The organism is Polymorphobacter sp. (assembly GCF_051860865.1).
Classification (GTDB): domain Bacteria; phylum Pseudomonadota; class Alphaproteobacteria; order Sphingomonadales; family Sphingomonadaceae; genus Sandarakinorhabdus.
The window spans coordinates 25,009-38,490 of the sequence record NZ_JBIMKZ010000024.1 but is presented as its reverse complement, the minus strand read 5'-3'; the positions used below and the strand labels follow the sequence as shown (position 1 = coordinate 38,490).

Here is a 13,482-nt window from a genome sequence, read left to right as displayed (position 1 = left end):
TTGCCCCCGGACCCCTTGAAAGGGGGTCTTGGTGGACATGGGTGTTGTCGGCGATACACTCACCGAATGGCGACGAACCGGGAGCGGCTTGAGGGCGAGATGCGGTCAGCAGCGGCGGCCGGTGATTTCGAACGCGCCGCCCGGCTGCGCGATGCGCTGCGCGCGCTCGACATCGATCCCAGCGAAATCCATGCGCAGGTGCCCGGCGCGATGGGCATCGGCACCCAGCATCCCAAGCCCGAGCCCCCGGCAGGATGGCGGCGGCCGAAAAAGCCCGATCCGATGACCAAGGGGCGCAAACGCTAGGCTTTGACTTGACCCGAACACGTTTGTGATAATAGTTAGACACATGGCTAACCTTGATTCGATTTTCCATGGGCTTGCCGATCCCACACGCCGGGCGGTGATCGCCCGGCTGGCGGCGGGGCCGGCGGCGGTCTCCGAACTGGCGGCGCCGCACGACATGGCGCTGCCCAGTTTCCTCAAGCACCTCAAAGTGCTGGAGGCCGGCGGCTGGATCCGGTCAGACAAGGCAGGGCGTATCCGCACCTGTCGGCTCCAGCCCGATGCGGCCCGGGCGGCCGAATTCTGGCTGGGCCAGCAACGATCGCATTGGGAAGCGCGGCTCGACCGGCTCGACACGTTTCTTGCCCAGATGACTGACGATGGAGGAACTGATGGCCCATGATCCGACCCTCGATCTCGTGCTGGAGCGCATGGTGAAGGCCAGCCCTGCCCAGCTTTGGCGGGCGTGGACCGAGCCGGAATTGCTCGTGCAATGGTTTGCCCCCAAGCCCTGGACCGTCGCCCGCGTCGCGATCGAGCCTTGGCCGGGGGGCATATTCTCGGTCGTGATGGCGTCTCCGGAAGGGACCGAAATGTCGGAAATACCCGGCTGCGTCCTGTTGGCCGAGCCTCTCAGACGGCTGGTGTGGACGGACGCCCTCGGCCCGGAGTTCCGGCCGAATGCGAATTCCTTCATGACCGCAGACATCACGATGGAAGCGGTCGACGGAGGCACATGGTATCGGGCGGTGGTGCGCCACAAGTCCGACGCCGATCGTCTTAAGCATGACGAGATGGGTTTCCAGCAAGGCTGGGAGACCTGCCTGAACCAGCTGGAAGCGCTCGCCGGACAGCTTTGAGGCGCGACGGCGACGCACGCCGCGTTGGGTCAAGTCTGGCTGGCGACCTGATGACAGTCATATCCTCCGGCCCAGCGATGCTGTATATTGGCAAGGTTCGTCCGAGGGGGCCACGATGACCCACGCTACGCCTGCGACTGCCTGTGAGGAGTGGATCGAGCGGACAGAGGGGCCGCGGATTTTCGTCCGCTTCTGGGAGCCGGCCGGAACGCCCCGGGCAACAATCGTCATCTGCCATGGCGTGAATTCGCATGGCGGCCAGTATCTCTGGGCCGGCGAAACGCTGGCGGCGCGGGGGTTTGCGGTGAGCGTGCTCGACCTGCGCGGGCGCGGCCGGTCGGAGGGCGAGCGTTTCTATGTCGAGAGCGTCGACGACTATGTCGATGATGTGTCTGCGACGATCGAACGGGCGCGGGCCCGGCATCCCGAGGCGCCGGTATTCTTGCTCGGGCACAGTGCCGGCGGGGTGACGGCGGTGTCCTATGCGCTCGACCATCAGGACCGGCTGGCGGGGCTGATTTGCGAGAGCTTTGCCTTCCGCGTCTATGCGCCGAACTTCGCGTTGAAGCTGCTGGAAGGGGCGAGCCATTTCTTCCCGCATGCGCATGTGCTGCGGCTGAAGATGGAGGATTTCTCTCGCGATCCGGCATGGGTGGCGCAGCTCAATGCCGATCCGCTGACGCATGACGAGGTGCAGCCTGTGCAGACCGTAGCGGCGCTGGCGCGGGCGGGCGAGCGGTTCGAGCGCGAATTCTCGCGCATCACCCTGCCGGTGCTGATCCTGCATGGCAGCGCCGACAAGGCGACGCGGCCGGACGGCAGCCAGCAGTTCCACGATGCCGCCGGGTCGGCCGACAAGACGCTGACGCTGTACGAAGGCCATTATCACGACCTGCTCAACGACCTCGGCCGCGAGCAGGTCATGGATGACATCATCGCCTGGATCGAAGCTCGCACCCCCATCCCCGCCTGAGCGAAAGTCCATGGCAGGGGTCCGGGGGCAAGCCTCCGGCCGCCGGAGGCCCCTGCCCTAGGGTGCCGGATGCTCGCGGATGTGCTTTTCCAGCTCGTCGAAGAAGCGCTCGAGGTTGTGGAGGACGTTGACCTTGAAGGCGTAGTTCACTTCGGGCCAGTTGGATTCGATGATCGGCGAACTGTCGACCTTTTCCGAATAGGCCTCGGCCATGCCCTTGATATAGGCGGGATCGAGCTTGATCTCGCCCATCCGGTCGAGAATGCGGAGCTGGACGATCATCATCTGGCGGACAAGCATTTCAAGCGCGGTGATACGCGCCACCGCGGCGACGGGATCGAGCTCGACGTCTTGCTCTTCGTCCATGGGGGGAGTTTAGGGGGACGGCGAGGACAAGCAATAGGGGTGGCGATGGCGCGGGTGCTGACGGTGGGGATCGAGCGCTATCCGGTGCGGGGTGCGTTCGTGATCGCGCGCGGGGCGAAGACGCATGTCGATGTGGTGGTGGCGACGGTGGCCGAGGGCTCTGTCGTTGGCCGGGGCGAGGCGACGGCGATTTATTATCGCGGCGAAACGGCCGAGGGGGTGGCGGCAGACGTGAAGGCGATGGCCGGGGCGGTCGCGGACGGCGTGGGGCGGGCCGAACTGCTGGGGCTGATGCCGCCGGGGGCGGCGCGCAATGCGATCGACTGTGCATTGTGGGACCTGGAGGCCAAGGCGTCCGGCGTGTCGGTGCGCGAGCGGCTGGGGCTGCCGGCGTTCCGGCCGATGCTGACGGCGCTGACGATCAGCCTGGGCGAGCCGGGGGCGATGGCCGAGGCGGCGGCGGCGGCCCGGGGGCGCGAGCTGATCAAGGTGAAGCTGGGCGGCGGCGGCGGGGCGGCGGCGGATGTGGAGCGCATGCGCGCGGTGCGGGCGGCGGCGCCGGATGCGCGGTTCGTCGTCGATGCCAATGAGGGCTGGGGCGGCACCGATGTGGGGCGGACGGCGGCGGCGCTGGCCGGGCTGGGGGTGGAGTTGATCGAGCAGCCGGTGCCGGCGGGACGCGACGGCGAACTGGACGGCGTAGCGAGTGCGGTGCCGTTGTGTGCCGACGAGAGCTGCCATGACCGGGCGAGCCTGGAGGCGATCATGGGGCGGTACCGGTTCATCAACATCAAGCTCGACAAGGCGGGCGGGCTGACCGAGGGGCTGGCGCTGGCGCATGCGGCACGGCAGCGCGGGCTGGGGCTGATGACCGGGTGCATGCTGGGGACGTCGCTGGCGATGGCGCCGGCGTTTCACCTGGCGGTGCAGAGCGAGTTTGCCGATCTCGATGCGCCGCTGCTGATCGAGGACCGGTCGGGGGGCATGCACTACCGGCATTCGGACGTGTGGCCGCCCGAGCCGGCGCTTTGGGGCTAGGCTTTCATTCGACGTGGCGCGTGCTTAGGTAGGGGCATGGCCAGCCGCCCCGAGACCCAGGTTCCCAGCCGCCGCGCGATCATCGATCGCCGGGCGCTGGCCGATGCGCTGGAAGCGCGGCTGTCGGCGCTCGACGATGTGGCGGCGCGGCGGGCGGCGCTGGCAGAGGTGCTTATCCAGGCGCTGGCCGACGGCAATGCCGAGCTGCGGCGGCGGCTGCACGAGAATCCGGCCAAGGGGCTGGAGCTGGCGAGCGCCCGGGCCTTTCTGATGGACCAGCTGCTGCGGCTCGCATTCGATGCGATCGTCGGCCATCTGATCTCGGGCAGCAACCGGACGTCTGGCGAACGAATCGCGCTGGTGGCGGTGGGCGGCTATGGGCGCGGGCAGATGGCGCCGTTCAGCGACATCGACCTGCTGTTCCTGACGCCGTGGAAGCAGACGGCCTGGGGCGAGCAGCTGATCGAGACGATGCTCTACCTGCTCTGGGACCTGGGGCTGAAGGTGGGGCATGCGACGCGGTCCCTCGACGAGCAGGTGCGGGCGACGCGCGCCGATGTGACGATCGCCACGGCGATGCTGGAGGCGCGGTTCATCTGGGGTGACCAGCCGTTGTTCGAGGAAGCGGTGGCGCGGTTCCGTACCGAGGTGGTGGCCGGCGGGGCGCGGACCTTCATCACCGCCAAGCTGGCCGAGCGCGACGCGCGCCACCAGCGGATGGGCGACAGCCGCTATCTGGTCGAGCCGCAGCTGAAGGAGGGCAAGGGCGGCCTGCGCGACCTCCACACGCTGGCTTGGATCGCCCGGCATGTTTACGGGATCGAGCATGTTGCCGAGCTGGTCGACAAGGGGTTGCTGACAGCGGGCGAGGCGCGGCAGTTCCGACGTTCCGAGAGTTTTCTGTGGGCGGTGCGGATCAATCTGCAGGACATTGCCGGGCGGCCCGAGGACCGGCTGACCTTCGATGTACAGCCCGAGCTGGCGGCGCGGCTGCGCTATGGCACGCGCGGCGGCATGTCGGCGGTGGAACGGTTCATGCGCCATTATTTCCTCACCGTGCGGACGGTGGGGGATCTGACCGGGCTGTTCCTGGCCCAGCTCGACGAGCAGACCTCGCGGTCGGCGTGGCTGCCGTCGCTGACCCGGCGGCCGGCGCGGTTCAAGGGCTTCACGCTCAGGCGCGGGCAGATCGGCGTGCCGAGCGAGGACTTCTTCAAGGCCGATCCGGTGCGGCTGATCGAGATCTTTGCTGTGGCGGCACGCGAGAAGCTGCCGATCCATCCGCAGGCGATGCGGCAGGCAGCCGAGGATTCGGCGCTGATCGATGATCGGGTACGGCGCGACAAGGCGGCCAATGCGCTGTTCCTCGAGGTGCTGACCGACCCGCATGATCCCGAGACGGTGCTGCGGTGGATGAACGATACTGGTGTGTTCGGGCGGTTCGTGCCGGACTTCGGCCGCGTCGTGGCGCGCATGCAATATGACATGTACCATCATTATACCGTCGACGAGCACAGCATCCGGGCGATCGGGCTGGTGGCGCGGATCGGATCGGGGGCGCTCAGGGCCGAGCACAAGCTGAGCCATGCATTGATCCAGCAGCTGGCGTCGCGTCGGGTGCTCTATGTGGCGGTGCTGCTGCACGATATTGCCAAGGGGCGCGGCGGCGACCATTCGGAGCTGGGCGCAGAGGTGGCGATGAAGCTTTGCCCGCGGCTGGGGCTGAGCGCGGCTGAGACCGAGACGGTGGCCTGGCTGGTCCGCCATCACTTGTTGATGAGCCGTACCGCCTTCAAGCGCGACCTCGCCGACTTCAAGACCATTCTCGATTTTGCCGAAGCTGTCGCCAGCCCCGAGCGGCTGCGGCTGCTGCTGATCCTGACCGTCGTCGATATCCGCGCCGTCGGGCCCGCCGTATGGAACAACTGGAAGGGCCAGCTGCTGCGCGAGCTGTTCGAGGCGGCGGAGGAGGTGCTGCGGCGTGGCCACAAGCAGAAGGGCCGGACCGAGCGGATCAGCGAGCGCCAGGCTGAACTTGGACGGGCGCTGGGCTGGGCGCCGGGGGTGTTCGCCGATTATGCAGCGCGTTTTGCCGACAGCTATTGGATCGCCGAACCGCCCGAGGCGCTGGTTGCCAATGCCAGGATGATCGAGGATGCGCAGGCGCAAGGGCTGGCGTTGGCGATCGCGTGCAAGCCGGACGGCGAGACAGGAACGACACTGGTGTCGGTCCATGCTGCCGACCATCCGGGGCTGTTCTACCGGATCGCCGGGGCGATCAGCCTAGCCGGAGCGAATATTCTGGACGCGCGTATTCATACGACGCGGGACGGCATGGCGGTCGACAATTTCACCATTGCCGATCCACTCGGCCAGCCGTTTGAGGAGCCAGCGCAGCTGAAGCGGGTCGAGCGTACCATCGCCGACGTGCTGACCGGCAAGGTGCGCCTTGCCGACAGGCTGGCGGCGCGGCCGCTGGCGCGACGCAGGGCCGAGGTATTCAAGGTCGAGCCCTATGTGATCTTCGATAATCTGGCGTCGAACCGCTACACAGTGATCGAGGTGGGGGCCGCCGACCGGCCGGCACTGCTCTACGCGCTGACCCGCGCACTATTTGATGGCAAGGCGACGATTCATTCGGCGCATATCGCCACCTGGGGTGAGCGCGCCACCGATACCTTCTATCTGACGGCGCTGACAGGCGAGAAAATCATCGACCCGGCGCGGCTGAGGAGCCTGGAGAAGCGTCTGCTGGCAGCTGCCGGCACTCCCGCCAAGCGACGGGCGAACGAGGCCGGCAAGCTGCTCGAGGTGGCGGAGTAGATTATTCGGTGACGGGCGCCTGGCCGGTACCCGGATCGCGGACCGCTTCATCGACTGGGTCCGAGGTGGGGCCGACGGCGCGGTCGTCCTGCGGCGGCGTGCCGGTACCGAAGGCGATCCAGACGAGGGCGATGACGGCCAGGATGACCGAGATGATCAGGACATAACGCATTTTGCCGCGAGTCTCGCCAGCGCGGGCCTGGTTCTTGGTAAGCGTCTCGGGTTTTTCGTTCATGATGGTCCTTTCCTGACACGGTATAACCGTTCAGCGTCGGCTTTGTTTCTTGGCACAGGGGTCTCTGGCTGATTGACGCGACCGCCCCTTCGCCGCTTAAAGGGCCGCGCAGGAGATGCAGATGACCGTGAAACCCGACGAACCCGGCTATCCCGACTGGCAGGCCCTGGCCGCCAAGGAAGTGAAGGGTGCCGATCTCGACTGGCATTCGCCCGAGGGGATCGTCATCAAGCCGCTGTATACGGCCGACGACCATGCCGGCGACACCGGGCTGCCGGGGTTCGCACCATTCACCCGAGGCGTGCGCGCTTCCATGTACGCCGGGCGGCCGTGGACGATACGCCAATATGCCGGCTTCAGCACCGCCGAGGCCTCCAATGCCTTCTATCGGCGCAACCTTGCCGCCGGCCAGAAGGGCCTGTCGGTGGCGTTCGACCTCGCCACCCACCGCGGCTATGATTCGGACCATCCGCGCGTGTCCGGCGATGTCGGCAAGGCCGGCGTGGCGATCGACTCGGTCGAGGACATGAAGATCCTGTTCGACGGAATTCCGCTTGACCAGATGTCGGTAAGCATGACGATGAACGGTGCCGTGCTGCCGTGCCTGGCCTTCTTCATCGTCGCCGCCGAGGAGCAGGGCGTGCCCCAGGCGAAGCTCGACGGGACCATCCAGAACGACATCCTGAAGGAGTTCATGGTCCGCAACACCTATATCTATCCGCCGACGCCCTCGATGCGGATCGTCGCCGACATCATCGCCCACACCTCGCGGCACATGCCGAAGTTCAACTCGATCAGCATCTCGGGCTATCACATGCATGAGGCCGGGGCGACGGCGGTGCAGGAGCTCGGCTATACGCTCGCCGACGGTATGGAATATGTGCGCGCCGCCCAGGCCCAGGGGCTGGACATCGATGCCTTCGCCGGTCGGCTGAGCTTTTTCTTCGGCATCGGCATGAACTTCTTCATGGAAGTGGCCAAGCTGCGGGCGGCGCGGACGCTCTGGGCGAAGATCATGACGGATCTCGGCGCCAAGGATCCGCGCAGCCTGATGCTGCGCACCCATTGCCAGACCTCCGGCGTGTCCTTGCAGGAGCAGGACCCCTATAACAACGTCATCCGCACCACGGTCGAGGCGCTGGCGGCGGCGCTGGGGGGCACCCAATCGCTCCACACCAATGCGCTGGACGAGGCGATCGCGCTGCCGACCGACTTTTCGGCGCGCATCGCCCGCAACACCCAGCTGGTGCTGCAGGAAGAGACCGGCATTACCCGGGTCGTCGACCCACTGGGCGGCAGCCATTATGTCGAAGCGCTGACGGCGGCGCTGGTCGAGGGCGCCGAGAAGCTAATCGCCGAGGTCGAGGCGATCGGCGGGATGACCAAGGCGGTCGACACCGGCATGCCGAAGCTGGAGATCGAGAAGGCGGCGTCGGCGAAGCAGGCGCGAGTCGACCGCGGCGAGGACGTGATTGTCGGCGTCAACAAGTACAAGCCGTCGAGCGAGGAGAAGCTCGAGATCCTCGATGTCGACAATGTGGCCGTGCGCGCCAGCCAGATTGCACGGCTGGAGACGTTGCGGGCGAGCCGTGACCAGGCGCGGGTCGATGCGGCGCTGCAGGCGCTGCGCGATGCGGCCGCCGGGACAACCAACCTGCTCGAAACCGCCGTGGAAGCGGCGCGGGCGCGGGCGACGCTGGGCGAGATCAGCGCCGCGTTAGAGGACGTCTATGGCCGGCATGTCGCCATCGTCCGCATGGCCAAGGGCATCTATGCCGAGGCCTATAAGGGCGACCCGGCCTATGTGCGGGTGGCCGAGGGGGTTGAAGCCTTCGAGCGGCGCAAGGGTCGTCCGCCCCGCGTGTTGATCGTCAAGATGGGCCAGGACGGGCATGACCGCGGCGCCAAGGTGGTCGGCTCTGCGCTTGCCGATCTTGGCTTCGAGACGACGGTGGGGCCGCTGTTCCAGACACCGGAGGAGGCGCGCACGCTCGCGCTCGACCTCGATGTCGACCTCGTGGCCTCGAGCAGCCTGGCGGCCGGGCACAAGACTCTGGTGCCGGCGCTGATCCAACAGCTGAAGGACGCCGGGCGGCCAGACATAAGGGTGATCGCCGGCGGGGTGATCCCGGTGCAGGATTATGAATTCCTGCGTGATATCGGCACGGCGGCAATCTATGGGCCGGGGACGAATATCGTCGAGGCGGCTGCGGATCTGCTGCGGTTGCTCGGGCATAATCTGCCGCCGGCGGGGGAGACCCTGGCGGCGGAATGAGGGGTGGCGCGTCTGCCGAATGCGCAACGGCGGTCCTTTGCGCCTTCCCTCGGCGGCGTTGAGGACCTAATCTGTGGCGATGATTGCACAGCTCACGCCCAAGATTTCCGTATCCCCGCAGATTACGCCCGATGAAGTGCCGGCGCTGGCGGCGCATGGCTTTGTGCTGATCGTCAACAACCGACCCGATGACGAGGTCGCCGGCCAGCCGGCGGGCGACACCATCGAGGCGGCGGCACGGGCGGCGGGGCTCGATTATGTGGCGATTCCGGTCGATCATTCGGGGATCAACCCTGGCCAGGTTGCGGCAATGGCCGGGGCGCTGGCTCGGGCTGAAGGGCCGGTGCTGGCCTATTGCCGGTCCGGCACCCGGTCGACGCATCTCTGGGCGCTGGCCGAGGCCAGCCGGGGCACATCGGCAGAGACGCTGGTCGCGGCGGCAACGGCGGCGGGCTATGACATCCGGCCAATGACGCCGGTGCTGCGCCAGCTGGCGGCGGGGCCGACCGCGGACTGATGCTCTGGACCTCGATCTTCGGGGTGGTGACGCTGGTGCTGCTGGCACGCGCGCTGGGATTCGGCCGGAATGCGCTGCTGGAGAGCGCCGAAGAAGCGGCACACCGCGCCGGCGAGGCGATTGCCGGCTTTGCGCCGGCGGAAGCCGCCGTAGCGGCGGACGGACGTGCGGCGCTGGTGGCGGCGCGCGACGGGCGGCTTGCGCTGGTGTCGGGCTTCGGAGACCGGTTCGTGGTGCGGCGGCTCGAGGGCAGCCTGGCCGTGGTCGAGGGTGATGTGCTCCGTGTGCGGCTGGCCGAGCCCGGCAAGCCGACGATAGCGCTGGCGCTTGGGGACCAGGCCGGCGTCTGGGCGGCGCGGTTTTGATCCTGCCCGACATCGTCCAGCTGGCCGTGCCGGCGTTCATCGTGGCGACGATGCTGGAAATGTTCGCCATCCGCGCCGGCGCCCGCGGCGCCTATGACTGGCGGGACACCGGCACCAGCCTGTCGATGGGAATCGGCAACACCGTGGCAGCGATCCTGTTCGGCGGGGCGATCGTCGCGATCGGTCGATGGCTGTGGGACTATCGGCTGTTCGACATCCCCTCGACCTGGTGGGCGCTGGCGATGTGCTTCGTCGGCGAGGATTTTGCCTATTACTGGTTCCATCGCACCGCCCACCGGGTACGGTGGTTCTGGGCCAGCCATGTCATCCATCATTCAAGCCAGCATTATAATTTCTCGACGGCGCTGAGGCAGACCTGGACCGGCTTCCTGTCGCTGAGCTTTGCTTTCCGGCTGCCGCTGTTCCTGATCGGCTTTCCGGTCGAGATGATCCTGTTTTGCGCCGGGCTGAACCTGGTCTATCAGTTCTTCATCCATACCGAGATGGTGCGGAGGCTGCCGTTCGGGCTGGAGTATCTGCTCAACACGCCGTCGCACCACCGTGTCCATCATGGCACCAACCCGCAGTATCTCGATACCAACTATGGCGGCGTGCTGATCATCTGGGACCGGTTGTTCGGCACTTTCTTCGCCGAGGGGGAGGCGCCGCGCTACGGCATCGTCAACAATTTGATGAGCTTCAATCCACTGTGGGTGGCGGCGCATGAATGGTGGGGCATCGGCCGCGATGTGGTGCGGGCCCGGAGCTTGGGCGATGCCGCGCGCGCGATGTTCGGGCCGCCGGGCGCGGTGACCGGCGAGACCAGCGAGACGATTCGGGCCCGCGCCGCGCCGCCGCCGCTGCTGCCGACACCAGCCGAATGAACGCCAGCCGGCGGCAGCTGCTGCGCTGGGGCGGCGGCGGGCTGGGGCTGGTGGCGGCGGCCGGGCTGGTGCGGGCCATTGACCAGGGCGTGATCGAATTCGGCGAGACGCCGGGGCTGCGCGCCTGGGGTGACTGGTCGACCGGGCGGCATTCGGGGCCACTGGCGCTGGTTTCGGCCGGGCTGCTGGCAGCCTCACCACACAACAGCCAGCCGTGGCGCTTTGCCATCGGACGGCTCGGGGTCGATGTGTTCGAGGTGCCCGACCGCGCGCTGGGGCCGATCGACCCGTTCGGCCGCGAGCGACTGGCGGGGCTCGGCGGCGCCATCCACAACATGGCGCTGGCCTCGACGCGGATCGGCCGGCTGGCGACGGTGCGGCTGCTGCCCGATCCCGACAATGCCGGGCATGTCGCCCGGATCGAACTCGATACCGAGAGTGCCGGGGCACCGCCGCCGCATCCGCTACTCGGCGCCATCGGCCGGCGGCACACCCACCGTGGTGCGTGGACCGGCGCGCCGATCGACGGCGTGGAACGCGGGGCGCTGCTCGATTTTCCGCGGCCGGATGATATCAGCATCACGCTGTTCGAGGCCGACAGCCAGGCCGGGCGGCGCTTCGCGGCGTTGACCAACGAGGCGACGGTGGCGATTACCGAGGATGCCGAGATGATGGCGGCGGCGCACCGCTGGTTCCGCCATGACCGGGGCGAGGCCGACCGGCGCAAGGACGGGCTGACGCTGGCGACCGCCGGGCTGCCATCACTGACCGCTGCCGCCGCGGCGATGCTGCCGGCACAGGACGCCGCCACCGAGGGTCGCTACTGGCGGCAGGCCACGGCCGAGGTGCATCTGCCGACGGCTTCGCTGTTCGGGATCATCCATGCCCCCGACGAGACGGCGCGGCGCCAGGCGCTGCTGATCGGGGCCGCGTGGCAGCGGCTGCACCTGATCGCCACCGGGCTGGGGCTGGTGGCGCAGCCGCTCAACCAGCTGCCCGAGATGATAGACCGCGAGGCGGCATTGGGCCAGCCGCCGCGCTTTGCCGAGGCGGCGCGGGCTCTACTGCCGGCAGGAAGCCCGCGCCCGGCGCTGGCCTTCCGGATGGGCCACGCTAACACGGCTGCACCGCCGAGCCTGCGGCGGCCGGTGTCGGAAGTGGTCGGGTTTCCGGCGCGGCTCGGCTATGAGGTCGAGCGGTCAGCGGCGGAAACGGCGGTGCGCGATGCGCAATTGCAGCGGCGGCTGGCCCGCGACTGACCGGCTTAGACCAGCGTGGCCTTGCGAGTGAGGAAATCGGGCAGGCCCTCGGGGCCGAAGCCGACAAAGCGCTCGCCGTCATCGTCATCACGCGGGCGCCGGTTGTCTCCCCGGCGGTCATCGCGCCGATCGTAACGATTGTCTGATCGAGCGGCGACAGGCGCCTGGCGGGGACGATCCAACGGCCGGTCATCACGGCGTGGTTCGCGCGGTGGCTGAACTGGAGACGGCGCGCGGGGCGCCTCAGCAACGGGGATTTCGCGGGCGGCGCGGGGCTCGGCAGCCGGGGGCGAGGCGTCGCGGACGGGGTCACCGTCCTTGCGGCGGCCGCGACCGCCGCGACGGCGCTTGCGGGGCGCGCCGGTGTCGTCCAGGGCCTGTTCGGGCCGGCTATCCGGGCGGGACGGCGACACGGCGGGCGCCGGCTCGAGGGGTTCGGCCTCGGCGGGCAATGCCGGCACCGGTACGGCGGCGCCCTTGTCCTGGCCCCAGCGCGGCACCTTCTGGCCGATCAGCTTCTCGACATCGGCGAGGTTCTCGGCCTCGTCCGGCGTCATCAGCGTGTAGGAGATGCCGGTGCGGCCGGCGCGGCCGGTGCGGCCGATGCGGTGGACATAGTCCTCGGCATGGTGCGGCACGTCATAGTTGAAGACATGGCTGACACCCGGAATATCGAGGCCGCGCGCCGCCACGTCGGAAGCAACGATGATGTTGACCGTGCCGGACTTGAACCGCTCCAGCTCGCGGATGCGGTCCGCCTGCTCCATGTCGCCATGAATCTGGGTGACGGCGAAATCGGAACGGCGCAGGCTGTCGACCAACTCCTTGATGTCGCGCTTGCGGTTGCAGAAGATGATGGCGTTCTTCAGCTCGGGATCGCGCAGCAGCTTGCGCAGGGTCTCGCGCTTGCCGCGCGGCTCGACGGGGACTGCCCATTGCGTGATCGAGGTGTTGGTGCTGGCCGGCCGCGCCACCTGGACCATCTTGGGGTCTGACATGAACTTGTCGGCGAGCTTCTTGATCGGCGGCGGCATGGTGGCCGAGAACAGCAGCGTCTGGCGGCTGGCCGGCAGCTTGGTGCAGATTTCCTCGATATCGGGGATGAAGCCCATGTCGAGCATCCGGTCGGCCTCGTCGATAACCAGCAGGCCGCACTGGCCGAGCATGATCTTGCCGCGGCCGAACAGGTCCATCAGCCGGCCCGGCGTGGCAATCAGCACGTCGACGCCCTTCTCCAGCGCCGCCAGCTGGTCGCCCATCGAGACGCCGCCGATCAGCAGCGCCATGCTGAGCTTATGATATTTGCCATATTTGTCGAAATTCTCGGAAACCTGCTGGGCCAGTTCGCGCGTTGGCTCGAGGATCAGCGAGCGCGGCATCAGCGCGCGGCTGCGGCCCTCGGCGAGGATATCGATCATCGGCAGCACGAAGCTGGCGGTCTTGCCGGTGCCGGTCTGGGCGACGCCAATAATGTCCCGGCCCATGAGCACCGACGGGATGGCCTGCTTCTGGATCGGGGTCGGGATATCATAGCCGCTGTCCGAGACCGCACGCAGCAATGCTTCCGAAAGCCCGAGTTCAGCAAATCCCATGAGTGTCTGT

At 67.7% G+C, this 13,482-nt stretch carries 14 protein-coding genes; 11 read left to right on the top strand and 3 right to left on the bottom strand.

What is annotated here, in order from left to right:
- The first annotated feature begins 66 nt into the window (after window positions 1-66).
- The 4 genes from ACTIFJ_RS06480 to ACTIFJ_RS06465 all read left to right on the top strand — a co-directional run bounded on the left by ACTIFJ_RS06480 (window position 67) and on the right by ACTIFJ_RS06465 (window position 2,118).
- A complete protein-coding gene (locus ACTIFJ_RS06480) occupies window positions 67-306 on the top strand; it encodes a UvrB/UvrC motif-containing protein (RefSeq protein ID WP_439533279.1) in 240 nt (79 codons plus the stop codon).
- A gap of 43 nt (window positions 307-349) precedes the next feature.
- On the top strand, window positions 350-688 hold the full coding sequence (locus ACTIFJ_RS06475; RefSeq protein ID WP_439533278.1) for an ArsR/SmtB family transcription factor: 339 nt from the start codon (window positions 350-352) through the stop codon (window positions 686-688).
- Window positions 666-1,145, top strand: coding sequence for an SRPBCC family protein (locus ACTIFJ_RS06470; protein ID WP_439533277.1), 480 nt, complete (start codon window positions 666-668; stop codon window positions 1,143-1,145). Before ACTIFJ_RS06475 ends, ACTIFJ_RS06470 begins: the two co-directional genes overlap by 23 nt.
- Before the next feature lie 115 nt (window positions 1,146-1,260).
- Complete coding sequence (locus tag ACTIFJ_RS06465) at window positions 1,261-2,118, top strand: alpha/beta hydrolase (protein WP_439533276.1); 858 nt, start codon at window positions 1,261-1,263, stop codon at window positions 2,116-2,118.
- Window positions 2,119-2,175: 57 nt separating this feature from the next.
- Here the strand turns inward: ACTIFJ_RS06465 and ACTIFJ_RS06460 are convergent, their stop codons facing one another.
- Window positions 2,176-2,484 carry a hypothetical protein gene (locus tag ACTIFJ_RS06460; RefSeq protein WP_439533275.1) on the bottom strand — a complete coding sequence of 103 codons (309 nt, stop codon included), beginning with the start codon at window positions 2,482-2,484 and terminating at the stop codon, window positions 2,176-2,178.
- A 45-nt stretch (window positions 2,485-2,529) separates the two neighbouring features.
- On the opposite strand from ACTIFJ_RS06460, the gene dgcA reads away from it, so the two are divergent.
- The gene (dgcA, locus tag ACTIFJ_RS06455; RefSeq protein ID WP_439533274.1) at window positions 2,530-3,522 is read left to right on the top strand and encodes an N-acetyl-D-Glu racemase DgcA; all 993 of its coding nucleotides are present in this window, start codon (window positions 2,530-2,532) and stop codon (window positions 3,520-3,522) included.
- Window positions 3,523-3,558: 36 nt separating this feature from the next.
- Window positions 3,559-6,345 (top strand): [protein-PII] uridylyltransferase, encoded by a 2,787-nt coding sequence (locus ACTIFJ_RS06450; RefSeq protein ID WP_439533273.1) that lies wholly within the window; start codon window positions 3,559-3,561, stop codon window positions 6,343-6,345.
- A gap of 1 nt (window position 6,346) precedes the next feature.
- Here the strand turns inward: ACTIFJ_RS06450 and ACTIFJ_RS06445 are convergent, their stop codons facing one another.
- Window positions 6,347-6,580, bottom strand: a complete 234-nt coding sequence (locus ACTIFJ_RS06445; protein ID WP_439533272.1) for a hypothetical protein — start codon at window positions 6,578-6,580, stop codon at window positions 6,347-6,349.
- 121 nt (window positions 6,581-6,701) lie between these two features.
- On the opposite strand from ACTIFJ_RS06445, the gene scpA reads away from it, so the two are divergent.
- The 5 genes from scpA to ACTIFJ_RS06420 all read left to right on the top strand — a co-directional run bounded on the left by scpA (window position 6,702) and on the right by ACTIFJ_RS06420 (window position 11,880).
- Entirely contained in the window at window positions 6,702-8,855 is a 2,154-nt protein-coding gene (gene scpA, locus ACTIFJ_RS06440; RefSeq protein ID WP_439533271.1) for a methylmalonyl-CoA mutase, read from the top strand.
- A gap of 79 nt (window positions 8,856-8,934) precedes the next feature.
- Window positions 8,935-9,372, top strand: coding sequence for a TIGR01244 family sulfur transferase (locus ACTIFJ_RS06435; RefSeq protein WP_439533270.1), 438 nt, complete (start codon window positions 8,935-8,937; stop codon window positions 9,370-9,372).
- Complete coding sequence (locus ACTIFJ_RS06430) at window positions 9,372-9,737, top strand: hypothetical protein (protein ID WP_439533269.1); 366 nt, start codon at window positions 9,372-9,374, stop codon at window positions 9,735-9,737. The genes ACTIFJ_RS06435 and ACTIFJ_RS06430 overlap by 1 nt, the downstream gene beginning before the upstream one ends.
- The gene (locus ACTIFJ_RS06425) at window positions 9,734-10,621 is read left to right on the top strand and encodes a sterol desaturase family protein (RefSeq protein WP_439533268.1); all 888 of its coding nucleotides are present in this window, start codon (window positions 9,734-9,736) and stop codon (window positions 10,619-10,621) included. The genes ACTIFJ_RS06430 and ACTIFJ_RS06425 overlap by 4 nt, the downstream gene beginning before the upstream one ends.
- Window positions 10,618-11,880, top strand: a complete 1,263-nt coding sequence (locus ACTIFJ_RS06420; protein ID WP_439533267.1) for a hypothetical protein — start codon at window positions 10,618-10,620, stop codon at window positions 11,878-11,880. The genes ACTIFJ_RS06425 and ACTIFJ_RS06420 overlap by 4 nt, the downstream gene beginning before the upstream one ends.
- Before the next feature lie 5 nt (window positions 11,881-11,885).
- On the opposite strand, the gene ACTIFJ_RS06415 is transcribed toward ACTIFJ_RS06420, so the two are convergent.
- Window positions 11,886-13,472: a DEAD/DEAH box helicase gene (locus ACTIFJ_RS06415; protein ID WP_439533266.1), complete on the bottom strand. Its 1,587-nt coding sequence runs from the start codon at window positions 13,470-13,472 to the stop codon at window positions 11,886-11,888.
- Window positions 13,473-13,482: the final 10 nt, after the last annotated feature.